At 40.3% G+C, this 25,383-nt stretch carries 21 protein-coding genes; 19 read left to right on the top strand and 2 right to left on the bottom strand.

The genetic code is table 11. The annotated features are described in order from the left end of the window. The first annotated feature begins 85 nt into the window (after positions 1–85). The 8 genes from parE to SK608_RS06230 all read left to right on the top strand — a co-directional run bounded on the left by parE (position 86) and on the right by SK608_RS06230 (position 11,369). Positions 86–2,029 (top strand): DNA topoisomerase IV subunit B, encoded by a 1,944-nt coding sequence (parE, locus tag SK608_RS06265; protein WP_033677416.1) that lies wholly within the window; start codon positions 86–88, stop codon positions 2,027–2,029. Between the two features lie 27 nt (positions 2,030–2,056). Further along, positions 2,057–2,890, top strand: a complete 834-nt coding sequence (locus SK608_RS06260) for an aminoglycoside 6-adenylyltransferase (RefSeq protein ID WP_050489922.1) — start codon at positions 2,057–2,059, stop codon at positions 2,888–2,890. Then, positions 2,871–3,605, top strand: a complete 735-nt coding sequence (locus SK608_RS06255; RefSeq protein WP_033677411.1) for a CPBP family intramembrane glutamic endopeptidase — start codon at positions 2,871–2,873, stop codon at positions 3,603–3,605. Before SK608_RS06260 ends, SK608_RS06255 begins: the two co-directional genes overlap by 20 nt. A 52-nt stretch (positions 3,606–3,657) precedes the next feature. Then, positions 3,658–6,138 (top strand): DNA topoisomerase IV subunit A, encoded by a 2,481-nt coding sequence (gene parC, locus SK608_RS06250; RefSeq protein ID WP_082242430.1) that lies wholly within the window; start codon positions 3,658–3,660, stop codon positions 6,136–6,138. Between the two features lie 329 nt (positions 6,139–6,467). Further along, positions 6,468–8,519, top strand: coding sequence for a thiol-activated cytolysin family protein (locus tag SK608_RS06245; protein ID WP_033677406.1), 2,052 nt, complete (start codon positions 6,468–6,470; stop codon positions 8,517–8,519). Positions 8,520–8,806: 287 nt separating this feature from the next. Next, a complete protein-coding gene (locus SK608_RS06240; RefSeq protein WP_033677403.1) occupies positions 8,807–9,532 on the top strand; it encodes a CppA family protein in 726 nt (241 codons plus the stop codon). Then, positions 9,529–10,464, top strand: a complete 936-nt coding sequence (locus tag SK608_RS06235) for a serine hydrolase domain-containing protein (protein ID WP_033677402.1) — start codon at positions 9,529–9,531, stop codon at positions 10,462–10,464. The genes SK608_RS06240 and SK608_RS06235 overlap by 4 nt, the downstream gene beginning before the upstream one ends. An 8-nt stretch (positions 10,465–10,472) precedes the next feature. Continuing rightward, positions 10,473–11,369 (top strand): DMT family transporter, encoded by an 897-nt coding sequence (locus SK608_RS06230; RefSeq protein WP_033677400.1) that lies wholly within the window; start codon positions 10,473–10,475, stop codon positions 11,367–11,369. A gap of 41 nt (positions 11,370–11,410) precedes the next feature. On the opposite strand, the gene SK608_RS06225 is transcribed toward SK608_RS06230, so the two are convergent. Beyond that, a complete protein-coding gene (locus tag SK608_RS06225) occupies positions 11,411–12,109 on the bottom strand; it encodes a GntR family transcriptional regulator (protein ID WP_000936191.1) in 699 nt (232 codons plus the stop codon). Between the two features lie 141 nt (positions 12,110–12,250). Here SK608_RS06225 and guaA point away from each other — a divergent pair, with 141 nt between their 5' ends. From guaA to SK608_RS06175, 10 genes are all read left to right on the top strand, one after another. Continuing rightward, a complete protein-coding gene (gene guaA / locus SK608_RS06220; RefSeq protein ID WP_000065714.1) occupies positions 12,251–13,813 on the top strand; it encodes a glutamine-hydrolyzing GMP synthase in 1,563 nt (520 codons plus the stop codon). 241 nt (positions 13,814–14,054) lie between these two features. After that, on the top strand, positions 14,055–15,341 hold the full coding sequence (locus SK608_RS06215) for a peptidase U32 family protein (RefSeq protein ID WP_000169065.1): 1,287 nt from the start codon (positions 14,055–14,057) through the stop codon (positions 15,339–15,341). A gap of 314 nt (positions 15,342–15,655) precedes the next feature. Continuing rightward, positions 15,656–15,856 carry a F0F1 ATP synthase subunit C gene (locus SK608_RS06210; RefSeq protein ID WP_001054557.1) on the top strand — a complete coding sequence of 67 codons (201 nt, stop codon included), beginning with the start codon at positions 15,656–15,658 and terminating at the stop codon, positions 15,854–15,856. A 32-nt stretch (positions 15,857–15,888) separates the two neighbouring features. Continuing rightward, entirely contained in the window at positions 15,889–16,602 is a 714-nt protein-coding gene (gene atpB, locus SK608_RS06205; RefSeq protein WP_000392863.1) for a F0F1 ATP synthase subunit A, read from the top strand. A gap of 13 nt (positions 16,603–16,615) precedes the next feature. Further along, on the top strand, positions 16,616–17,110 hold the full coding sequence (atpF, locus tag SK608_RS06200) for a F0F1 ATP synthase subunit B (protein WP_000558549.1): 495 nt from the start codon (positions 16,616–16,618) through the stop codon (positions 17,108–17,110). Then, a complete protein-coding gene (locus tag SK608_RS06195; RefSeq protein WP_000359034.1) occupies positions 17,110–17,646 on the top strand; it encodes a F0F1 ATP synthase subunit delta in 537 nt (178 codons plus the stop codon). The genes atpF and SK608_RS06195 overlap by 1 nt, the downstream gene beginning before the upstream one ends. Before the next feature lie 14 nt (positions 17,647–17,660). Beyond that, entirely contained in the window at positions 17,661–19,166 is a 1,506-nt protein-coding gene (gene atpA, locus SK608_RS06190) for a F0F1 ATP synthase subunit alpha (RefSeq protein WP_000996629.1), read from the top strand. A gap of 15 nt (positions 19,167–19,181) precedes the next feature. Then, entirely contained in the window at positions 19,182–20,060 is an 879-nt protein-coding gene (locus tag SK608_RS06185) for a F0F1 ATP synthase subunit gamma (RefSeq protein ID WP_033677394.1), read from the top strand. Between the two features lie 199 nt (positions 20,061–20,259). Further along, positions 20,260–21,666 (top strand): F0F1 ATP synthase subunit beta, encoded by a 1,407-nt coding sequence (gene atpD / locus SK608_RS06180; protein WP_033677393.1) that lies wholly within the window; start codon positions 20,260–20,262, stop codon positions 21,664–21,666. Between the two features lie 10 nt (positions 21,667–21,676). After that, positions 21,677–22,096 carry a F0F1 ATP synthase subunit epsilon gene (locus tag SK608_RS06175; protein WP_000068043.1) on the top strand — a complete coding sequence of 140 codons (420 nt, stop codon included), beginning with the start codon at positions 21,677–21,679 and terminating at the stop codon, positions 22,094–22,096. 44 nt (positions 22,097–22,140) lie between these two features. Here SK608_RS06175 and SK608_RS06170 read toward each other — a convergent pair whose 3' ends face one another. Beyond that, positions 22,141–23,154, bottom strand: a complete 1,014-nt coding sequence (locus tag SK608_RS06170) for a lactonase family protein (protein ID WP_033677390.1) — start codon at positions 23,152–23,154, stop codon at positions 22,141–22,143. 176 nt (positions 23,155–23,330) lie between these two features. Here SK608_RS06170 and SK608_RS06165 point away from each other — a divergent pair, with 176 nt between their 5' ends. Next, the gene (locus SK608_RS06165) at positions 23,331–25,313 is read left to right on the top strand and encodes a peptide ABC transporter substrate-binding protein (protein WP_033677388.1); all 1,983 of its coding nucleotides are present in this window, start codon (positions 23,331–23,333) and stop codon (positions 25,311–25,313) included. Positions 25,314–25,383 lie beyond the last annotated feature (70 nt).

Here is a 25,383-nt window from a genome sequence, read left to right as displayed (position 1 = left end):
AATTGTCACACCAGAGAAAGAAAAATTTTGCAAAATCCTTGGAAAACTTGTAGAATAGTAAAGATGAACGAATAGGAGGTTCCTTGTGTCAAAAAAGGAAATCAATATTAATAATTATAATGATGATGCCATTCAGGTGCTAGAAGGGTTGGATGCGGTCCGAAAACGTCCAGGGATGTATATCGGATCGACTGATGGGGCAGGTCTCCACCACCTCGTCTGGGAAATCGTCGACAATGCAGTCGATGAGGCATTGTCTGGATTTGGTGACCGTATTGATGTGACCATCAATAAAGATGGCAGTTTAACGGTTCAAGACCATGGACGTGGGATGCCGACTGGAATGCACGCTATGGGGATTCCAACAGTTGAGGTAATCTTTACCATTCTTCACGCTGGAGGGAAATTCGGTCAGGGTGGCTACAAGACATCTGGTGGTCTCCACGGAGTGGGTTCTTCCGTTGTTAACGCCCTTTCTAGCTGGCTAGAAGTTGAAATCACCCGTGATGGCGCAGTTTACAAGCAACGTTTTGAAAATGGTGGAAAACCTGTCACGACTCTGAAGAAAATCGGTACAGCGCCCAAGTCTAAAACAGGTACCAAGGTTACTTTTATGCCTGATGCTAGTATTTTCTCGACGACAGACTTTAAATACAATACCATCTCAGAACGTCTCAATGAGTCAGCCTTTCTCTTAAAAAATGTGACCTTGTCTTTGACGGACAAGCGAACAGATGAAGCGATTGAATTCCACTATGAGAATGGGGTACAAGACTTTGTTTCTTATCTGAACGAAGACAAGGAAACCTTGACGCCAGTCCTTTACTTTGAAGGGGAAGACAATGGTTTCCAAGTGGAAGTAGCTCTCCAGTACAATGATGGATTTTCAGATAACATTCTGTCCTTTGTCAATAACGTTCGCACCAAGGACGGTGGAACACATGAGACTGGGCTCAAGTCTGCCATTACCAAGGTCATGAATGACTATGCGCGTAAGACAGGGCTTCTCAAGGAAAAAGATAAAAACCTTGAAGGGTCAGACTATCGTGAGGGGCTAGCGGCTGTCCTCTCTATTCTAGTCCCTGAAGAACATTTGCAGTTTGAGGGTCAGACCAAGGACAAGCTAGGAAGCCCTCTTGCTCGTCCCGTTGTGGATGGCATTGTGGCTGATAAGTTGACCTTTTTCCTTATGGAAAATGGGGAATTGGCTTCTAATCTCATCCGCAAGGCTATCAAGGCGCGTGATGCTCGTGAAGCGGCACGTAAGGCGCGTGATGAGAGCCGAAATGGTAAGAAAAATAAAAAAGACAAGGGCTTGCTGTCTGGGAAATTGACCCCAGCCCAGTCCAAGAATCCAGCTAAGAATGAACTCTATCTGGTTGAGGGGGACTCTGCCGGTGGTTCTGCCAAACAAGGCCGTGACCGCAAGTTCCAGGCTATTCTACCTCTTCGTGGTAAGGTTATCAATACAGCCAAGGCCAAGATGGCAGATATCCTCAAAAATGAAGAAATCAATACCATGATTTATACTATTGGTGCGGGTGTTGGAGCAGACTTCTCCCTTGAAGATGCCAACTATGATAAGATCATTATCATGACAGATGCGGATACCGACGGTGCCCATATCCAGACCTTGCTCTTGACATTTTTCTACCGCTATATGCGTCCTCTTGTCGAGGCAGGACATGTCTATATCGCCCTTCCGCCTCTTTACAAGATGTCAAAAGGTAAAGGCAAGAAGGAAGAAGTAGCTTACGCATGGACGGACGGAGAACTAGAAGAACTCCGTAAACAGTTCGGTAAAGGCGCTACCCTCCAACGCTACAAGGGACTTGGTGAGATGAATGCGGACCAGCTCTGGGAAACAACTATGAATCCTGAAACCCGTACCCTCATCCGTGTCACAATCGAAGACCTAGCCCGCGCCGAACGCCGCGTCAATGTCCTCATGGGAGATAAGGTAGAACCACGCCGTAAATGGATTGAAGATAATGTCAAGTTTACGCTAGAAGAAGCGACTGTGTTTTAAATCTGTCTTTAACGAATGGGTATTAACATGAGAGCTGAAACAGAAATGCTAGATCTGATTTTACAGACTGCCAAAACCTTACAAGTAGAAGCTGTCGCCATGTCTGGTTCACGAACTGATACAAAAGCACCAAAAGATGAGTTTCAAGACTACGATGTTGTCTATGTCGTGGATGATTTTGATAATCTGACGAGTGACCTTTCTTGGTTGGACTATTTCGGAAAACGAATTATAGAGCAAGAGGTTGTTCTTGACCATCGTCGTCTTTATCTCATGCTCTTTGAAGATGGCAACCGTATCGATTTGACTCTTTGCCCAAAAGAGCACATCAAAGAGTGGGTGGATAGTGAGACTGGATTCACTGTTTTGGAAGATCCAGAGCATTTATTTGAACCCTATTCCTCAAATATAGAGCGTTACTGGATAAATTCAGCTACTGAAAAGGATTTTGAAAAAGTCTGCAATGAGTTTTGGTGGGTGTCGTCCTACGTTGTCAAAGGGATTTGTCGGAATCAGCTCATCTACGCGACTGACCATCTCTACGGCATTTGTCAACAAGAATTCTTGAAAATTTTGGCTTGGCAGGTAGCAAGTGCTAGGGGAAGAGTCGATATCGGAAAGAACTATAAGTACCTTTTTAACTATTTGCCTGCTGAGAAAGAGAAGGAATTATCAAATCTGCTTGATTTTTCAAGTATAGAGAAAATCACTCAGTCTTTATTGACTACGATGGAACTTTTCCACCAAGAATCTCAATTTCTTGCTAATAAGATGGGATTTGACTATGATATGGAGGTAGCTGAGAAGATGATTGAGTATGCTGAGGAGAGGCTCGAAACAAATGAAACATTTACAAAATAATAAGATAACAAAATTTTTACTGATTAGTTTTCTCATTTCTTGGGGATTTGGTTGGGGATTGCTCGCTTTTCTGACGCAAATGAGCCTCTTAAGTCTAACAAGTCCACTAGGAATTTTTCTCCATTTACTAGGAGGTTTCGGTCCAACCATTGCAGCCATTTCTTGTTTGCCTCAAAAATCCATTAAAAGCATAGTCTCTTTTATCTTAGGGGACTCAAAGAAATATATTTTGTTATTTCTTTTACTAATTTTCGTGCAGACAGGTGTCATTGCTTTCTCCTCTAAGGAGCTTAATCCGGCTTTTCCACTAGGAAATTTGTTAGTTGTTTTTTTGAGTGCAGTCTGTGTTTATGGTGGCGAAGAAGAATTGGGATGGCGAGGCATCTTGCAACCAACTTTGGAAACTAGATTCTCCTTTTGGATTTCCGGTTTGATAACAGGTTGTATTTGGGCAATATGGCATGTACCTTTATGGTTTGTGATTGGAAGTTCCCAAAGTGGGATGCCTTTTATATTATTCAGTCTATTTGCAATTTATCTCAGTATTCTTCTAGCAGCTGTTTTCAAAAAGACAAAGTCGGTCCTTTTTTGCGCCATTTTTCACGGTCTAATTAATACCCTACTTAGCTTATTTGTTATTAAAATTAATCTTTTATTCATTCTAGGATTAGTAGGATTGCTCTTCTTTTCTTACTACCTACAAAGAAACAGTTAAATTTATAAAATATAGATTTACTTTACAATAAAACACTAAAAAGAGAATTATTATGTCTAACATTCAAAACATGTCCCTGGAGGACATTATGGGAGAGCGCTTTGGTCGCTATTCCAAGTACATTATTCAAGACCGGGCTTTGCCAGACATTCGTGATGGTTTGAAGCCGGTTCAGCGCCGTATTCTTTATTCGATGAATAAGGATGGCAATACCTTTGACAAGAGCTACCGTAAGTCGGCTAAGTCTGTCGGGAATATCATGGGGAATTTCCACCCACACGGTGACAGTTCTATCTATGATGCCATGGTCCGTATGTCACAGGACTGGAAGAATCGTGAGATTCTAGTTGAAATGCACGGTAATAACGGTTCTATGGACGGAGATCCGCCTGCGGCTATGCGTTATACTGAGGCTCGTTTGTCTGAGATTGCAGGCTTTCTTCTTCAGGATATCGATAAAAAGACAGTTCCTTTTGCTTGGAATTTTGACGATACCGAGAAAGAACCTACTGTCTTGCCAGCAGCCTTTCCAAATCTCTTGGTAAATGGATCGACTGGTATTTCGGCTGGTTATGCCACAGATATTCCACCTCATAATTTAGCTGAGGTTATCGATGCGGCGGTTTACATGATTGACCACCCAACTGCAAAGGTTGATAAACTCATGGAATTCTTGCCTGGGCCAGATTTCCCTACAGGAGCTATCATCCAAGGCCGTGATGAAATCAAGAAAGCTTATGAAACTGGGAAAGGGCGCGTGGTTGTCCGTTCCAAGACTGAGATTGAAAAGCTAAAAGGTGGTAAGGAACAAATCGTTATTACTGAGATTCCTTATGAAATCAACAAGGCCAATCTAGTCAAGAAAATCGATGATGTTCGTGTCAATAACAAGGTGGCAGGTATTGCTGAGGTTCGTGATGAGTCTGACCGTGATGGTCTTCGTATCGCTATCGAACTTAAGAAAGACGCTAATACGGAGCTTGTTCTCAACTACCTATTCAAGTACACCGACCTACAAATCAACTACAACTTTAATATGGTGGCGATTGACAATTTCACACCTCGTCAGGTTGGGATCGTTCCAATCTTGTCTAGCTACATCGCCCACCGTCGTGAAGTGATTTTGGCTCGTTCCCGCTTTGACAAGGAAAAGGCTGAGAAACGTCTCCATATCGTCGAAGGTTTGATTCGCGTGATTTCGATTTTGGACGAAGTCATTGCTCTTATCCGTGCTTCTGAGAATAAGGCGGACGCCAAGGAAAACCTTAAGGTCAGCTATGATTTTACAGAAGAGCAGGCTGAGGCTATCGTAACCTTGCAACTGTACCGTTTGACCAATACCGATGTGGTTGTCTTGCAGGAAGAAGAAGCAGAACTTCGTGAAAAGATTGCCATGCTTGCGGCTATTATCGGTGATGAACGTACCATGTATAATCTCATGAAGAAAGAACTTCGTGAGGTTAAGAAGAAGTTTGCGACTCCGCGTTTGAGTAGCTTAGAAGACACTGCAAAAGCAATTGAGATTGATACAGCTAGTCTGATCGCCGAGGAAGATACCTATGTCAGCGTGACCAAGGCAGGTTATATCAAGCGTACCAGTACACGTTCTTTTGCAGCTTCAACGCTGGAAGAAATTGGCAAACGTGATGACGACCGTTTGATTTTTGTTCAATCTGCCAAGACAACCCAGCACCTCTTGATGTTCACAAGTCTTGGAAATGTCATCTACAGACCAATCCATGAATTAGCAGATATTCGTTGGAAGGACATCGGAGAGCATCTGAGCCAGACCATCACAAACTTTGAAACTAACGAAGAAATCCTTTATGTTGAAGTAGTAGATCAGTTTGATGATGCGACAACCTACTTTGCTGCAACTCGTCTTGGTCAAATTAAACGCGTAGAACGAAAAGAGTTCACTCCATGGCGGACCTATAAATCTAAATCAGTCAAGTATGCTAAACTCAAAGACGAGACAGACCAGATTGTAGCAGTAGCTCAGATTAAACTGGATGATGTTCTCTTGATTAGTCGAAACGGTTATGCTCTGCGTTTCAATATCGAGGAGGTTCCTGTTGTTGGTGCCAAGGCAGCAGGTGTCAAGGCTATGAATCTGAAAGAAGATGACGTCCTCCAATCTGCCTTTATTTGCAATACCTCATCCTTCTACCTCTTGACCCAACGTGGAAGCTTGAAACGTGTTTCTATTGACGAAATTCCAGCAACCAGCCGTGCCAAACGAGGATTACAAGTCTTGCGTGAGTTGAAAAACAAACCGTACCGTGTCTTCTTGGCAGGAGCAGTTGCAGAGCAAGGATTTGTTGGTGATCTCTTCAGTACGGAAGTGGACGGGGACGATCAAACTTTGCTTATCCAATCTAATAAAGGAACGATCTATGAAAGTCGATTACAAGATTTGAATTTGTCAGAACGAACCAGCAACGGAAGCTTCATTTCTGACACGATTTCAGATGAAGAAGTTTTTGATGCTTATCTTCAGGAACCTTATAAAGAATTTGAATCTAAGAGATGATAAAAAACAATGAAAAGCTTTGCATTGAGAAATTTGTTGAGCTATATATTTAAGAATTGAATTTGACTATATATACAAAAACGAACAGTGCTGATTCCCAACTTATAGGGACTTAAGCCTGGTCGTTTTCTTGTTTTTAGTGGTATAGACCACTCTTTATTTGAATGTAAAAATATTAACATATGTTTAGTTATTCAATCTAGGTTAATAAAAAAATAATATTTTTTTAAGAAAACGATTGCATCTATAATATTTTTATGTTATACTCTTATTGTTTCAAGAAAGCGCGTTCAAGAAATAATTCGTACAAACATATATAGGAGTTTTTTATGTCTCAAAATAAACAAGATAAAGGATTTCGTTATTCTATTCGTAAACGTAGCGTTGGAGTATGTGGTGTTGCCATTGCAACATTTTTGCTAGGTTCTGGCCTTGTATTTCAAACAAATGTAGTAAAAGCAACAGAACCAAGCGTTGCTGAAGTTGCTGGTGAAAATATTGCTGCTCATAAGTCTGCAAGTCAGAGTTCGACTTATTATGATGCAGATGCTTCTAGAGCGGTTGACGGTAATCTAGATAATGTTTACAGACATCACTCAGTTACTCATACAAATTTTGAAGATCATGCTTGGTGGAAAGTTGATCTAGCAAAAGAAGAAGGTGTGGGAACTGTTCGTATTTACAATCGTGGAGACAGTAATGTAGGAGATCGTTTATCTAATTTTGATGTTATTTTGTTAGATAAAGATGGTAAGGAAGTAACTCGTCAACATGTTGATACCCTAAATAATCAACCAAAAGTTGATGTTCAATTCTCAGGAGTTAATGCACGATATGTAAAAATTGAATTAAATAAATCTAAAACTCCTCTTAGTTTGGCAGAAGTTGAAGTATATCGTGCTGTAAAAGAAGAAAAAGTAGTAGCAGATAAGAAAACAGAAAACAAAGTTAAAACAGAAAATAAAGATAAAAAAGATTATACTGCAGAGCTAAATAACTATTTATTTGGTTTAAATTATGATAAATTAAACATTTTGACTAGAAAAGGAGAAGCGTTAGAAAATTACACTAATACAAGCACAAAACAACAAGGAAATGAATTCGTGGTTGTAGAAAAAGTGAAGAAAAACCTTTCTAATGGTTCTGCAGATGTTGCCATTAATGGTAATGGAGATATCTTCCTAGGTGCTTTGTTTAAAGCAAATCAAGACCTCCTAGAAAATAAACCACAACAAATTAGTTTAGATCGTAAGAAGGGGAGAATTAGTGTTGACTTGCCAGGTATGGTTGGCGGAGATAGCTATGTAGATGCTAAACCAACTGCAAGTGGTATGCAGGAAGGTGTAAATACCCTGTTAAATCGTTGGCATGAAAAATATGCTGGTAAGAATCCTGCTCCAGCACGCATGCAATACGAATCAACTTCTGCTTATAGCATGAATCAATTAAAAGCAAAATTCGGAAGTGACTTTGAAAAAGTAGGAGTTAACTTAAAAATTGATTTTGATGCAGTTCACAAAGGTGAAAAACAAGTTGAGGTAGTTGATTTTAAACAAGTTTACTTTACTGCTAACTTTGATGCTCCAAAAAATCCATCAGATGTATTTGCCTCAGGAATAACGGTTGATCAATTGAAAGCACGTGGAATTGATGCAACAACACCTCCTGTATATGTATCCAGCGTTTCATACGGACGTCAAATGTATGTTAAGTTTGAAACAACAAGCAAGAGTACAGAGTTGAAAGCAGCAATCAATGCTGTCATAAAAGGAGTGCCTATTAAACCAGACTCTGAATGGGCACGTGTCTTGAAGAATACAACTGTAACAGTTTCAATTGTAGGCGGGAATGCTGATGGCGCTGCACGTGTTGTGACAGGTACAGTAGAAGATTTGAAGAAATTGATTCAAGAAGGAGCTACTTTCAGTACACAAAACCCTGCTGTTCCAATTTCTTATAAGACTGCATTCTTGAAAGATAATCAAGTAGCCACAATTCAAAGCAATACAGACTACATTGAAACTAAAGTGACTTCATATAAAAATGGTTACCTCAATTTACATCATAAGGGAGCTTACATTGCTCGTTACTATGTTTACTGGGATGAAGTAACTTATGATAAGAATGGAGTTGAAAGCGTTCGTACGCGTCAATGGGAAGACAATGGTAAAAACAGAACAGCTGGATTCCGCACTGAGATTCAATTTAAAGGAAATGTTCGTAATATCAGAGTAAAAATCCAAGAAAAAACAGGTCTTGTTTGGGAAAAATGGCGCACAGTTTACAATCGTACAGACCTTCCTCTTGTTCAAAAACGTACCATTGTTAACTCAGGTACAACATTAAGACCAAAATACGATGAAAAAGTTGAAAATAACTAATTTTTCACTTGTAAAAGGAATCAGTTCTAAGAGCTGGTTCTTTTTATTTCTAATACTCCTCCGTAATCAAAAATCAACAAAGACAGTCAATTATTTCTTATCAATCCATTGATTAGCATTCCAGTTTATCCTATCTACTTTTTGACTTTTTTATTTTTCCTAAAAATGGAGTTTTGGGCCAGCCTTTTGAAAAAAATTTTTTAATGGGGTGAAAATTGGTAAATTTGAGCATAATATCTTGTAAAAAATTCTAAAATCCTATAAAATAAAAAGTAACGGAGGAATTTATGAATGTAAATCAGATTGTACGGATTATTCCTACTTTAAAAGTTAATAATAGAAAATTAAATGAAACATTTTATATAGAAACCCTTGGCATGAAGGCCTTGTTAGAAGAGTCAGCCTTTCTGTCGCTAGGTGATCAAACAGGTCTAGAAAAGCTGGTTTTAGAAGAATCTCCAAGTATGCGCACTCGTAAGGTGGAGGGAAGAAAAAAACTAGCTAGATTGATTGTCAAGGTGGAAAATCCCTTAGAAATCGAGGCCTTATTAGCTAAAACAGATTCGATTCATCAATTATATAAAGGTCAAAATGGATACGCTTTTGAAATTTTCTCACCAGAAGATGATTTGATTTTGATTCATGCGGAAGATGATAGAGAAAGTCTAGTAGAAGTAGGAGAAAAGCCAGAATTTCAAACAGATCTGGAGTCAATTTCTTTAAGTAAATTTGAGATTTCTATAGAATTACATCTCCCAACTGATATTGAAAGTTTCTTGGAAGTATCTGAAGTTGGGACTTCACTTGATTTTATCCCAGCTCTGGGGCAGGATTTGACTGTGGACAATACGGTTACTTGGGACTTATCTATGCTCAAGTTCTTGGTCAACGAATTAGACATAGCAAGTCTTCGTAAGAAGTTTGAGTCTACAGAATATTTTATTCCTAAGTCTGAAAAATTCTTCCTTGGAAAAGATAGAAATAATGTTGAATTGTGGTTTGAAGAAGTATGAAGTGGACCAAGATTATTAAAAAAATAGAAGAACAAATCGAGGCAGGGATCTATCCCGGAGCCTCTTTTGCGTATTTTAAGGACAATCAATGGACGGAGTTCTATTTAGGCCAGAGTGACCCAGAGCATGGCTTGCAGACTGAGGCAGGACTCGTTTATGACCTAGCTAGTGTCAGCAAGGTTGTTGGGGTTGGCACCGTTTTTACCTTCTTGTGGGAAAACGGTCAATTAGATATTGACAGACCAGTAACCGATTTTTTACCTGAAAGTGATTATCCAGATATCACTATTCGCCAGCTCTTAACTCACGCTACAAATCTTGATCCTTTCATTCCCAATAGAGATCTTTTAGCAGCTTCTGAATTAAAGGAAGCTATGTTTCATCTCAAGAGACGAAGCCAGCCAGCATTTCTTTATTCGGATGTCCATTTTTTGCTGTTGGGCTTTATTTTGGAAAGAATCTTTAATCAAGACTTGGATGTGATTTTAAAAGAACAAGTCTGGAATTTTTGGGGAATGACGGAAACCCAATTTGGATCTGTTGAGCTTGCTGTTCCAACCGTCAGAGGTGTCGAGGCAGGTCTGGTACATGATCCCAAGGCTCGCCTCTTAGGCAGACATGCAGGTAGTGCTGGTTTATTTTCGACTGTAAAGGATTTACAAATCTTTTTAGAACACTATTTAGCAGATGATTTTGCAAGAGACTTGAGTCAAAATTTTTCACCTTTGGATGACAAGGAACGTTCTTTAGCATGGAATTTGGAAGGAGAATGGCTAGACCATACGGGCTATACAGGTACCTTTGTCATGTGGAATCGTCAGAAGCAAGAAGCGGTCATTTTCCTATCGAATCGTACCTATGAAAAGGATGAGAGGGTTCAATGGATTGTAGATCGTAATCAAGTGATGGACTTGATTCGCAAAGAAGAATAAGGAGAGACATGTCAAATAGTTTAAAAGGGACTTTATTAACAGTTGTGGCTGGGATTGCTTGGGGCTTGTCAGGAACGAGTGGCCAATACCTGATGGCACACGGAATTTCAGCTTTGGTCTTGACTAACTTACGACTTTTAATCGCTGGCGGGATTCTCATGCTCTTGGCTTATGTTACTGCAAAGGATAGAATGCTGGCCTTTTTAAAGGATAGAAAGAGTTTGCTGTCTCTTCTTATTTTTGCTCTGATTGGCCTCTTCCTCAATCAATTTGCCTATCTAACTGCTATTCAGGAGACCAATGCAGGTACCGCGACAGTGCTTCAGTATGTTTGTCCTGTCGGGATTTTGATTTATAGCTGTATCAAGGATAAGGTGGCGCCGACACTGGGAGAGATTATTTCCATCATATTAGCCATTGGAGGGACCTTCCTGATTGCAACTCATGGGCAGTTGGACCAGTTATCCATGACACATGCAGGCCTGTTCTGGGGGCTCTTTTCTGCTCTGACTTATGCTCTGTATATCATTTTGCCCATATCCTTGATTAAGAAGTGGGGGAGCAGTTTGGTCATTGGTGTGGGAATGGTCATAGCAGGTTTGGTCGCCCTTCCTTTTACAGGGGTTCTACAGGCCAATATACCGACTAGTCTTGATTTCCTCCTTGCTTTTGCAGGCATTATCCTTATCGGGACTGTCTTTGCCTATACAGCCTTTCTAAAAGGAGCCAGTCTGATAGGACCGGTCAAGTCAAGCTTGTTGGCTTCAATTGAGCCAATCTCGGCGGTTTTCTTTGCCTTCCTAATTATGAATGAACAATTTTATCCCATTGATTTTCTTGGTATGGCAATGATATTGTTTGCTGTAACTTTGATTTCGTTGAAAGATTTACTCTTAGAAAAATAAAAAGACTCTTTGTCCGTGACAGAGAGTTTTTGCGTGGTAATCTAATTGTTTTCAAGATAAAATTCAAAGCGTTCGCCTACATACTGACTTTTTACGTATTCAAATGCAGTACCATCCTCTAGGTAGGAAACCTGAGTCAAACCAAGAATAGCATGTCCTTTTTCAACTTCCAAATAGTGGGCAATTTTTTCTTTAGCAAGGCGAGCATAGATGGTCTGCTGTGATTTACCGATGCGGTAGCCATGTTTTTGCAAAGTTTGGAAGAAATGACTGGTGATTTCTTCTTTTTTAAAGTCCTTAATGAATTTTTCAGGAATAGAAGCAACTTCATAAACCAGAGGGACTTGGTCGGCATAACGGACCCGTTCCATTCGGATAATATTTTCCGTTGGAGAAATGCCTAACTTGGCAACTTCTTGCTCATTGGGAATGGTTTTTCTGTAGGAAATGAGCTGGCTAGAGGGAACTTTACCTTGAGACTTAACAATTTCAGTAAAACTAGTTGTCCCTCGCATCTTTTCTTGTACACGTGTACTGGAAACAAAGGTGCCGCTTCCTACACGACGCTCTAAAACACCTTCTTCGACTAATAGAGATACGGCTTGGCGGAGGGTCATGCGACTGACCGCAAACTGCTCTGCTAAGTCTCGTTCACTGGGAAGTCTCTCCCCAATGGCCCAACGATGTTCGTCAATATCCTTTTTAATCTGATCATGGATTTTCATATAAGCAGGTAGCATATTTTTCACTTCATTTCTATCTTTTCTCTATTGTACCTCAATAAACTAGAAAAAGTCAATCTTCGCCTTGTTTAGTTGGTAATTCGCCCTTATTTGTGATAGAATATTGAAAAAAGATATTTCTTTTGAGAAAGGAAAAAGATGAGCAACATTTCAACTGATTTGCAAGATGTAGAAAAAATCATCGTATTGGACTATGGTAGCCAGTACAACCAGCTGATTTCACGCCGTATCCGTGAGATTGGTGTGTTTTCAGAACTAAAAAGCCATAAAATTTCAGCTGCTGAAGTTCGTGAAATCAATCCTGTAGGAATTATCCTTTCAGGTGGTCCAAACTCTGTATACGAAGATGGTTCATTTGATATTGACCCAGAAATCTTCGAACTCGGAATTCCTATTTTGGGAATCTGTTATGGTATGCAGTTGTTGACCCATAAACTTGGAGGAAAAGTTGTTCCTGCAGGTGATGCTGGAAATCGTGAATACGGTCAATCAACCCTAACTCACACACCATCAGCGCTTTTTGAATCAACACCTGATGAACAAACTGTATTGATGAGCCACGGCGATGCAGTTACCGAGATTCCTGCTGACTTTGTTCGTACAGGTACATCAGCTGACTGTCCATACGCAGCCATTGAAAACCCAGATAAACACATTTACGGTATCCAATTCCACCCAGAAGTTCGTCATTCTGTATACGGGAATGATATCCTTCGTAACTTTGCCCTTAACATCTGTAAGGCTAAAGGCGACTGGACAATGGATAACTTCATCGACATGCAGATCCAAAAAATCCGTGAGACTGTCGGTGATAAACGCGTCCTTCTTGGTCTATCAGGTGGTGTTGACTCTTCAGTTGTTGGAGTTCTTCTCCAAAAAGCGATTGGCGATCAATTGATCTGTATCTTCGTGGATCACGGTCTTCTTCGTAAAGGAGAAGCGGACCAAGTTATGGACATGCTTGGTGGTAAGTTTGGTTTGAATATCGTCAAAGCAGACGCTGCTAAACGTTTCCTTGATAAACTTGCTGGCGTTTCTGACCCAGAACAAAAACGTAAAATCATCGGTAACGAGTTTGTCTATGTCTTCGATGACGAAGCAAGCAAGCTCAAAGATGTGAAATTCCTTGCTCAAGGTACCTTATACACAGACGTTATCGAGTCTGGTACAGATACAGCTCAAACTATCAAGTCACACCACAACGTGGGTGGTCTTCCAGAAGACATGCAGTTTGAATTGATCGAACCACTCAATACTCTTTACAAGGATGAAGTTCGTGCCCTAGGTACAGAGCTTGGTATGCCAGACCACATCGTATGGCGCCAACCATTCCCAGGACCAGGACTTGCTATCCGTGTCATGGGAGAAATTACTGAAGAAAAACTTGAAACAGTTCGCGAATCAGACGCTATCCTACGTGAAGAAATTGCCAAAGCTGGACTTGACCGTGATATCTGGCAATACTTCACTGTCAACACAGGCGTTCGTTCAGTCGGTGTTATGGGTGACGGTCGTACATATGACTACACGATTGCAATCCGTGCCATCACCTCTATTGATGGTATGACAGCTGACTTTGCAAAGATTCCTTGGGAAGTTCTTCAAAAGATTTCTGTACGTATCGTAAACGAAGTGGATCATGTTAACCGTATCGTCTACGATATTACAAGTAAACCACCTGCAACAGTTGAGTGGGAGTAGTCATCTAAGGACTAATTTATGTAGTTTAATGAGCCAGTATCTTTGGGTACTGGTTTTTACTTTTCTAGACTTTTTGGATACTTGTTAAAATTGGTTTATATTCGATAGTTTAACAATTATTATACAAAGCTTAAAATATTAGAATTGTCAAAACAATCTGTCTAGGCTTGATTTTATCTCTTATTTACTATAAAATGAGAAGGAAATACGTCAAACTTTTATATTGCAAATAGGAGAAAACATGACAAAAACATTAAAACGTCCTGAGGTTTTATCACCTGCAGGAACTTTAGAGAAGCTAAAGGTAGCTGTTCAATATGGAGCGGATGCTGTCTTTATCGGTGGTCAGGCCTATGGTCTTCGTAGCCGTGCAGGTAACTTTACCTTTGAACAGATGGAAGAAGGTGTCCAGTTTGCTGCCAAGTATGGTGCTAAGGTTTATGTGGCTGCCAACATGGTTATGCACGAAGGAAATGAAGCTGGTGCTGGTGAGTGGTTCCGTAAACTGCGTGATATCGGGATTGCAGCAGTTATCGTATCTGACCCAGCCTTGATTATGATTGCAGCAACAGAAGCACCAGGTCTTGAAATCCACCTCTCTACCCAAGCAAGTGCTACTAACTATGAAACCCTTGAGTTCTGGAAAGAACTGGGCTTGACTCGTGTCGTTTTGGCGCGTGAGGTTTCAATGGAAGAATTGGCAGAAATCCGCAAACGTACAGATGTTGAGATTGAAGCCTTTGTCCACGGAGCCATGTGTATTTCTTACTCTGGTCGTTGTACTCTTTCAAACCACATGAGTATGCGTGATGCTAACCGTGGTGGATGCTCTCAGTCATGCCGTTGGAAATATGACCTCTACGATATGCCATTTGGGAAAGAACGTAAGAGCTTGAAAGGGGAAATCCCAGAAGAATTTTCAATGTCAGCTGTTGACATGTCCATGATTGACCATATCCCAGATATGATTGAAAACGGTGTGGACAGTCTAAAAATCGAAGGACGTATGAAGTCTATTCACTACGTATCCACAGTAACAAACTGCTACAAGGCGGCTGTTGATGCTTATCTAGAAAGTCCAGAGAAGTTTGAAGCTATCAAGCAAGACTTGATTGATGAGATGTGGAAGGTTGCCCAACGTGAATTGGCAACAGGCTTCTACTATGGTACACCATCTGAAAATGAGCAGTTATTTGGTGCTCGCCGTAAAATCCCTGAATACAAGTTTGTCGCTGAAGTGGTTTCTTATGATGATGCGACCCAAACAGCAACTATTCGTCAACGGAACGTTATTAACGAAGGAGACCAAGTTGAGTTTTACGGCCCAGGTTTCCGTCACTTTGAAACGTATATCGAAGATTTGCATGATGCCAAAGGCAATAAAATCGACCGCGCTCCAAATCCAATGGAACTATTGACTATTAAGGTGCCTCAACCTGTTCAAGCAGGAGACATGGTTCGCGCTCTTAAAGAGGGTCTCATCAATCTTTATAAGGAAGATGGAACCAGCGTCACAGTGCGTGCTTAATAAACATGTAGGAGACGAAAGCTTTCTAGTTGCTTTCCCTTTAATCCTACTTACTAAAGAGCATTAGGTTAAAGAAAATATATTAATTTTCATCCGAGATTACATCTCGGATTTTTTCAATATTTTTCAGAAATGTCTAGATAATGGTCGGATTTATTACAATTTTTTTACAAAGTTTTCTATATAATAGGCTTAAAAATAGTAAAATTGTAAATAATTTTCATTAAACGCTTTCAATGTTAGTAAAAAGTTGACAAATCCAATTTTTAGGACTAAACTAAGTAAGTAAATTTTAATTAAAAGGAGAATTCGTCATGAATTTAACATTTTTCGGTCTATGTCTTGCCTGTATGGGTGTATCTCTTGGTGAAGGGTTATTGATGAATGGTTTGTTGAAATCAGTAGCTCGCCAACCAGATATTATCGCTGAGTTTCGTAGCTTGATGTTTTTAGGGGTTGCCTTTATTGAAGGAACTTTCTTCGTAACTCTTGTCTTCTCATTTATTATTAAATAACGAAATATAAATTGGAGAAGGGAGAATGTTAGATGGAAGAAAGTATCAATCCAACCATCAATATTGGTCCTGTTACCTTTGATTTAACTTTGACAGCCTTGACTTTGCTGTCTGTGTTTCTGATTTTTGCATTTATCTATTGGGCAAGTCGTAATATGACCTTGAAACCCAAAGGTAAACAAAATGTACTAGAGTATCTCTATGATTTTGTAATTGGATTTACAGAACCTAACCTTGGTTCCCACTACATGAAAGATTACTCACTCTTTTACTTATGCTTATTTCTTTTTATGGTCATCGCCAATAATCTTGGTTTGATGGCTAAACTTCAAACAACAGATGGAACAAACCTTTGGACATCGCCAACTGCAAATCTTTCATTTGACCTTGTCTTGTCTTTCTGTATTATTGTGATGGCGCACATTGAGGGGATTCGTCGTCGTGGGATTAAACAATACCTAAAAGGTTTTGTAACTCCTGCATTTATGACACCGATGAATCTACTTGAAGAAGTCACGAATTTCCTTTCTCTTGCTTTGCGGATTTTTGGGAATATCTTTGCAGGTGAAGTAATGACAAGCTTGCTTCTCTTACTTTCACATCAGGCTATTTTTTGGTATCCAATCGCATTTGGGACAAACTTAGTTTGGACTGCATTTTCCGTGTTCATTTCTTGTGTACAGGCCTATGTCTTTACACTATTATCCTCTATGTACCTAGGAAATAAAATTAATGATGAAGAGTAGAAAGGAGTAACTGATGCACGTAACAGTAGGTGAATTAATTGGTAATTTTATTTTAATCGCTGGCTCTTTTATCCTTTTGCTAGTCTTGATTAAAAAATTTGCATGGTCTAATATTACAGGCATTTTCGAAGAAAGAGCTGAAAAAATTGCTTCAGATATTGACAGAGCTGAAGAAGCACGTCAAAAAGCAGAAGTATTGGCTCAAAAACGCGAAGATGAATTGGCTGGTAGCCGTAAAGAAGCTAAGACAATCATTGAGAATGCGAAAGAAACAGCTGAGAAAAGTAAGGCTAGTATTTTAGCAGATGCTAAACTAGAAGCAGGACGCTTAAAAGAAAAAGCAAACCAAGAAATTGCTCAAAACAAAGCTGAAGCTTTACAAAGCGTTAAGGGTGAGGTAGCAGATTTAACAATCAGCTTGGCTGGTAAAATCATCTCACAAAACCTTGACGGTCATGCCCATAAAGAACTCATTGATCAGTATATCGATCAGCTAGGAGAAGCTTAATGGACAAGAAAACAGTAAAGGTAATTGAAAAATACAGCATGCCTTTTGTCCAATTGGTACTTGAAAAAGGAGAAGAAGACCGTATCTTTTCAGACTTGACTCAAATCAAGCAAGTTGCTGAAGAAACAGGTTTACCTTCTTTTTTAAAAAAAGTGGCAGTAGACGAGTCTGATAAGGAAAAAACAATTGCTTTCTTCCAAGACTCTGTGTCACCTTTATTGCAAAACTTGATCCAGGTTCTGGCATACAACCACAGAGCAAATCTTTTTTATGATGTGCTTGTAGATTGCTTGAACCGACTTGAAAAAGAAACAAATCGATTTGAAGTGACGATTACGTCTGCTCATCCTCTAACAGATGAACAAAAGAGTCGCTTGCTCCCTTTGATTGAGAAAAAAATGTCTCTTAAAGTAAGGAGTGTAAAAGAACAAATCGATGAAAGTCTCATTGGTGGTTTTGTCATTTTTGCCAATCACAAGACAATTGATGTGAGTATTAAACAACAACTTAAAGTTGTTAAAGAAAATTTGAAATAGAAAGTGGTGTTCTTTTGGCAATTAACGCACAAGAAATCAGCGCTTTAATTAAGCAACAAATTGAAAATTTCAAACCCAATTTTGATGTGACTGAAACAGGTGTTGTAACCTATATCGGGGATGGTATCGCGCGTGCTCATGGCCTTGAAAATGCCATGAGTGGAGAGTTGTTGATTTTTGAAAACGGCTCTTATGGTATGGCTCAAAACTTGGAGTCAACAGACGTCGGAATTATCATCTTGGGTGACTTTACAGATATCCGTGAAGGCGATACAATCCGCCGTACAGGTAAAATCATGGAAGTCCCAGTAGGTGAAAGTCTGATTGGTCGTGTTGTGGATCCGCTTGGTCGTCCAGTTGACGGTCTTGGAGAAATCCACACTGATAAAACTCGTCCAGTAGAAGCACCAGCTCCTGGTGTTATGCAACGTAAGTCTGTATCAGAACCATTGCAAACTGGTTTGAAAGCTATTGACGCCCTTGTACCGATTGGTCGTGGTCAACGTGAGTTGATTATCGGTGACCGTCAGACAGGGAAAACAACCATTGCGATTGATACAATCTTGAACCAAAAGGGTCAAGATATGATCTGTATCTACGTAGCGATTGGACAAAAAGAATCAACAGTTCGTACGCAAGTAGAAACACTACGTCAGTACGGTGCTTTGGACTACACAATCGTTGTGACAGCCTCTGCTTCACAACCATCTCCATTGCTTTTCCTAGCTCCTTATGCTGGGGTTGCTATGGCAGAAGAATTTATGTACCAAGGGAAGCATGTTTTGATCGTTTATGATGATTTATCAAAACAAGCGGTAGCTTATCGTGAACTGTCACTCTTGCTTCGTCGTCCTCCAGGTCGTGAAGCCTTCCCAGGGGATGTTTTCTACCTTCACAGCCGTTTGCTTGAGCGCTCAGCTAAAGTTTCTGATGAACTTGGTGGTGGATCAATTACAGCCCTACCATTTATTGAGACACAAGCAGGAGATATCTCTGCCTATATCGCAACCAACGTGATTTCTATCACTGATGGACAAATCTTCCTTGGCGATGGTCTCTTCAATGCGGGTATTCGTCCAGCCATCGATGCGGGTTCATCTGTATCACGTGTGGGTGGTTCTGCACAAATCAAAGCTATGAAGAAGGTTGCTGGTACACTTCGTATCGACCTTGCTTCATACCGTGAGTTGGAAGCCTTCACTAAGTTTGGTTCTGACTTGGATGCAGCAACACAGGCTAAGTTGAACCGTGGACGTCGTACAGTTGAAGTCTTGAAACAACCTGTTCACAAACCATTGCCTGTTGAGAAACAAGTAACCATTCTTTATGCTTTGACACATGGTTTCTTGGATACTGTTCCCGTAGATGATATTGTTCGTTTCGAGGAAGAGTTCCATGCCTTCTTTGATGCTCAACATCCAGAGATTTTGGAAACCATTCGTGATACAAAAGACTTGCCAGAAGAAGCAGTCTTGGATGCTGCGATTACAGAGTTTCTCAATCAAACCAGCTTCCAATAAGAATAGAGGTGTCAGATGGCAGTATCTCTAAATGATATTAAAACAAAAATCGCCTCAACAAAAAATACTAGTCAAATCACTAATGCCATGCAGATGGTATCAGCTGCTAAGCTAGGTCGTTCTGAAGAAGCTGCTCGCAATTTCCAAGTTTATGCTCAGAAAGTTCGTAAACTGTTGACGGATATTCTTCATGGGAATGGAGCTGGTAGTTCAACTAATCCGATGTTGATTAGCCGTCCAGTTAAGAAGACAGGCTATATCGTCATTACTTCAGACCGCGGTTTGGTTGGAGGTTATAATTCTTCTATTCTGAAAGCCGTTATGGAGCTGAAAGAAGAATACCATCCAGACGGTAAAGGTTTTGAAATGATCTGTATTGGTGGAATGGGAGCTGATTTCTTTAAGGCTCGTGGTATTCAACCACTTTATGAACTACGTGGCTTGGCAGATCAACCAAGCTTTGATGAAGTCCGTAAGATTATTTCAAAAACTGTTGAAATGTACCAAAATGAACTTTTTGATGAACTCTATGTCTGCTACAACCACCATGTCAACACACTAACCAGTCAAATGCGTGTGGAACAAATGCTTCCGATTGTTGACTTGGATCCCAATGAAGCGGATGAAGACTACAGCTTGACTTTTGAATTGGAGACAGGCCGAGAAGAAATTTTGGAGCAGTTATTGCCTCAGTTTGCAGAAAGTATGATTTACGGGGCTATTATCGATGCCAAGACAGCTGAAAATGCTGCCGGTATGACAGCCATGCAAACAGCGACAGATAATGCTAAGAAAGTCATTAATGATTTGACAATTCAGTATAACCGTGCCAGACAGGCGGCGATTACACAAGAAATTACAGAAATCGTAGCAGGAGCTAGTGCCTTAGAATAGGCTCTAGTCCAGCTCGTATGAAAATGAACTTATACTCAATGAAAATCAAAGAGCAAACTAGGAATCTAGCCGCAGGCTACTCAAAACATTGTTTTGAGGTTGCAGATAGAGCTGACGTGGTTTGAAGAGATTTTCGAAGAGTATTAGGACCTAGTTGAGCTAGGAACCGACAGTATCTTATATAGAATAGGAGAAGGAGATGAGTTCAGGTAAAATTGCTCAGGTTATCGGTCCCGTTGTAGACGTCTTGTTTGCAGCAGGGGAAAAACTTCCTGAGATTAACAATGCACTTGTCGTCTACAAAAATGACGAAAGAAAAACAAAAATCGTCCTTGAAGTAGCCTTGGAGTTGGGAGATGGTATGGTCCGTACTATCGCCATGGAATCAACAGATGGGTTGACTCGTGGAATGGATGTATTGGACACAGGTCGTCCAATCTCTGTACCAGTAGGTAAAGAAACTTTGGGACGTGTCTTCAACGTTTTGGGAGATACCATTGACTTGGAAGCTCCTTTTACAGAAGACGCAGAGCGTCAGCCAATTCATAAAAAAGCTCCAACTTTTGATGAGTTGTCTACCTCTTCTGAAATCCTTGAAACAGGGATTAAGGTTATCGACCTTCTTGCCCCTTACCTTAAAGGTGGTAAGGTTGGACTTTTCGGTGGTGCCGGAGTTGGTAAAACCGTCTTGATCCAAGAATTGATTCACAACATTGCCCAAGAACACGGTGGTATTTCAGTATTTACTGGTGTTGGGGAACGTACTCGTGAGGGGAACGACCTTTACTGGGAAATGAAAGAATCAGGCGTTATCGAGAAAACAGCCATGGTATTTGGTCAGATGAATGAGCCACCAGGAGCACGTATGCGTGTTGCCCTTACTGGTTTGACAATCGCTGAATACTTCCGTGATGTAGAAGGCCAAGACGTGCTTCTCTTTATCGATAATATCTTCCGTTTCACTCAGGCTGGTTCAGAAGTATCTGCCCTTTTGGGTCGTATGCCATCAGCCGTTGGTTATCAACCAACCCTTGCTACGGAAATGGGTCAATTGCAAGAACGTATTACATCAACCAAGAAGGGTTCTGTAACCTCTATCCAAGCTATCTATGTGCCAGCGGATGACTATACTGACCCAGCGCCAGCAACAGCCTTCGCTCACTTGGATTCAACAACCAACTTGGAACGTAAGTTGGTACAATTGGGTATCTACCCAGCCGTTGACCCACTTGCTTCAAGCTCACGTGCCTTAGCACCTGAAATCGTTGGAGAAGAGCACTATGCAGTTGCTGCAGAAGTAAAACGTGTCCTTCAACGTTACCATGAGTTGCAAGATATCATTGCTATCCTTGGTATGGATGAGCTTTCTGATGAAGAAAAGACCTTGGTTGCTCGTGCCCGTCGTATCCAGTTCTTCTTGTCACAAAACTTTAACGTTGCGGAACAATTTACTGGTCAGCCAGGTTCTTATGTTCCAGTTGCTGAAACTGTTCGTGGCTTTAAGGAAATCCTTGATGGTAAACATGACCACTTGCCAGAAGATGCCTTCCGTGGTGTAGGTTCTATCGAAGATGTGATTGCAAAAGCTGAAAAAATGGGATTTTAAGAGGTGATCTATGGCTCAGTTAACTGTCCAGATCGTGACACCAGATGGTCTCGTCTATGATCACCATGCCAGCTATGTATCGGTTCGAACTCTGGATGGTGAGATGGGGATCTTGCCACGACATGAAAATATGATTGCGGTTTTAGCAGTTGATGAAGTAAAGGTAAAACGTATTGATGATGAAGATCACGTGAACTGGATTGCAGTAAACGGAGGTGTTATTGAAATTGCCAATAATACCATCACAATCGTTGCTGATTCTGCAGAACGTGCTCGTGATATCGATATCAGTCGTGCAGAACGTGCCAAACTTCGAGCAGAGCGTGAAATTGAAGAAGCACAAGATAAAAACTTGATTGACCAAGAACGTCGTGCGAAGATTGCACTGCAACGTGCCATTAACCGTATTAATGTCGGAAAAAGACTATAAGAAAAAAATGAACTTGAGTTACCAAGTTCATTTTTTATGTTTTCTTAAGGGGCAAAACTGATGCAGACTGCTTCTGGGACATGGAAGTCGTTGGAAAGTTCTGCTAGACGACCAGTTTCAGGATTGCGTTTAAAGACGGTTACATTGTCAGAGTCCTGATGGACAGCAATGACAAATTCTTGGTCTGGTGTCAAATCAAAATCACGTGGAGTCTGACCATGTGTCGGAACGATTTCTAACAACTCTAAACTACCGTCCGCAAGGATTGTATATACTGCGATAGAATCATGACCACGGTTAGAAGCGTAGAGGTATTTACCATCTTTAGAGAGACGAATAGCAGCAGTACCATTAAAGCCTTCATAACCGTCTGGTAGAGTTGAAATGACTTGCATGCGTTCAAATTCGCCAACACCATCGTAGATTAGAACCTCGATAGTGCTATTGAGTTCACAAATGAGATAAGCGATTTTATAATGGTTATGGAAAATAATATGGCGTGAGCCTGCTCCTGGCTGGCTATGATAGGTATAGAGCTTAGATAATTTTCCTTCTGGATCAAGATCATAAGTAATTACTTGGTCAGTACCCAAGTCGCAGGTCACTAGATAGTGGTCAGGTGTTAAATCTGTATAGTGAACGTGGGGAGAAGCTTGATTTTCATGTGGACCCTGGCCACTGTGTTGATCCACATCACTAAGTAGAAGACTACCATCTTCCTGACGTTTATAAACAAGGACCTGTCCTTTATGGTAGTTGGCCGCATAAACCAAATCACGCTTTTCATCAACGGCAACATAACAGTGGGGGGCTCCTTCTTCCACGACATGATTTAATAAAGTCCCGTCAGTTTGATAGGCTGCAATTCCTCCCTTATCGTCTTGACTACCAACAGTGTATAAATGTTGGTACTGGTCAAAGGCAAGGTAGGTTGGACTTGGCTCAGTAGCAAAAAGTTCTAGATTTGAAAGCTGACCAGTTTCTGTATCAAAGTCCGCTTTGTAAATCCCTTGGGAAGTCCGACGTGTATAAGTTCCAAAATAAACAGTTTCTTTCATAACTTTACCTCTATATAAAGATAAGACTATTATATCACAAAAATGCTAGTATGAAAAAATCAAGCTTGGCAAGAGATTTTCCACATTCTTTTCATGATAATATTAAGAATGTTTTCATTGATTTACTTAATAAAAGTGCTATAATAATCTTATACAAATTGCAAAGGAGTTTGTTTATGAAAAAACGTGTTTTCTTAGCAGCAGGAGTTGCTGTACTCTCGGCAGCTGTCCTAGCAGCGTGTTCATCTGGTAATGCTAATAAAGAAGCAAATAAACCAGTTACTTATGCCTATGTATTTTCATCAGATCCTTCGACTCTGGATTATACAGTTTCTGGAAATGTCAGCACTAAACAGGTCACAGGTAACGTTATTGACGGTTTGCTTGAAAATGACCAATATGGGAATCTGGTTCCATCAGTTGCAGAAGATTGGACTGTTTCCAAAGATGGTTTGACCTATACCTATAAAATCCGTCAGGGTATCAAATGGTATACCAATGAGGGGGAAGAGTATGGTGAAGTCAAGGCTCAAGACTTTGTGACTGGTCTGAAACACGCAGCAGATAAGAAATCACAGGCTCTTTATCTCGTACAGGATTCTATCAAAGGATTGGATGACTATGTAAATGGGAAAACAACAGATTTTTCTACTGTTGGGGTAAAAGCAACTGATGATTATACTGTAGTCTATACTTTGAATCATCCAGAATCTTTCTGGAATTCAAAAACAACAATGGGAGTCCTTGCACCAGTTAATGAAGACTTTTTAGCTTCTAAAGGAGATGACTTTGGTAAACCAACGGATGTAACGAGCATTCTATACAATGGGCCTTATCTCCTCAAAGGTCTTACATCTAAGTCTTCTATCGAAATGACCAAAAATCAACACTACTGGGATAAACAAAATGTCTTTATTGATGATATCAAGTTATCCTTCTTTGATGGTCAAGATGCAGACTCTCTAGGACGCGGTTTTGATGAGGGACACTATCCAGCTGCACCACTCTTTAAAAACTCTGCCAACTATGAACGTCTAAAAGAAAAATACAAGGATAATATTGTGTATGGTCAACAGCGTGGAGGAGTTTTTTATATCTCAACCAATATCGACCGTGTAAATTACAATCACACTGCTAAAACAAGTGATGCAGAAAAAACTTCTACTAAGAAAGCCTTGTTAAACAAAGATTTCCGTCAAGCCTTGGCTTTTGCGGTAGATCGTAAAGCAGGGATCTCTCAAGTATTTGGTGATGAAGTAGGACCTCGTAAGTTACGGACAAGTTTCACTCCTCCAACATTTGTTCAAGTAGGAGATCAAACATTTGGTCAAGTTACTAAGACAGAATTGGATAAATTGGATAACGTCTGGAAAGATGTTAGTCTTGATGATGCCCAAGATTCACTTCATAATGTAGACAAGGCTAAGGCTAAGTTTGAATCTGCTAAGAAAACTCTTCAAGCTGATGGAGTACAGTTCCCAATTCATTTAGATTTGCCAATTTCTTCATCAAATCCAGATTTTATTCGTCAGGTTCAGTCTTATAAACAATCCATCGAGGAAGCCTTAGGCTCTGAAAATGTGGTTGTTGACATTCAACAGGTTTCTGATGATGAATTGGGAAGTATGACTGTTCTAGCTACTTCCAATGCAAATACTGACTGGGATATTAATGCAGTCAGTGGTTGGAATCCAGACTTTGCTGATCCATCGACTTATCTAGATGTATTTGATCCAACTTCAGGTCCAAGCCTCCTAGGTGCTCTTGGTGTGGCACCAGGAACAGACAATCCAGTTATTAAAACAGTTGGATTGGATAAATACAAAGAACTGATTGATGATGCAAATAGTGAGAAAACAGACCTTCAAAAACGTTATTCCAAATATGCTAAGGCCCAAGCTTGGTTGTCAGATAGTGCACTTGTTATTCCAGTATACTCTGATGGTGCTCAAATGCTAGTGACGAAAATGGTTCCTGGCAGTGGTGCCGGTGGCTGGGTAGGTGATAAGACTAGTGAAAATAGCTACAAGTATCTGAAAATCCAAGATAAGATTGTCACTACTAAAGAAATGGATGAGTTCCGTAAGAAGTTTGCTGATGAAAAAGCCAAATCCAATGCTGATTATCAGAAGAACTTAGACCGTCATATTCAAGACTAATCGAATCTCCTCTTTTGAGGAGATTTTTTATGTAGTGGTCTTCATGTAAGCACTTTAAAAAAGAGTTATT

The organism is Streptococcus mitis subsp. hohhotensis, assembly GCF_000722775.1.
Lineage (GTDB): Bacteria > Bacillota > Bacilli > Lactobacillales > Streptococcaceae > Streptococcus > Streptococcus carlssonii.
This window is presented reverse-complemented; position numbering and strand designations above follow the sequence as displayed.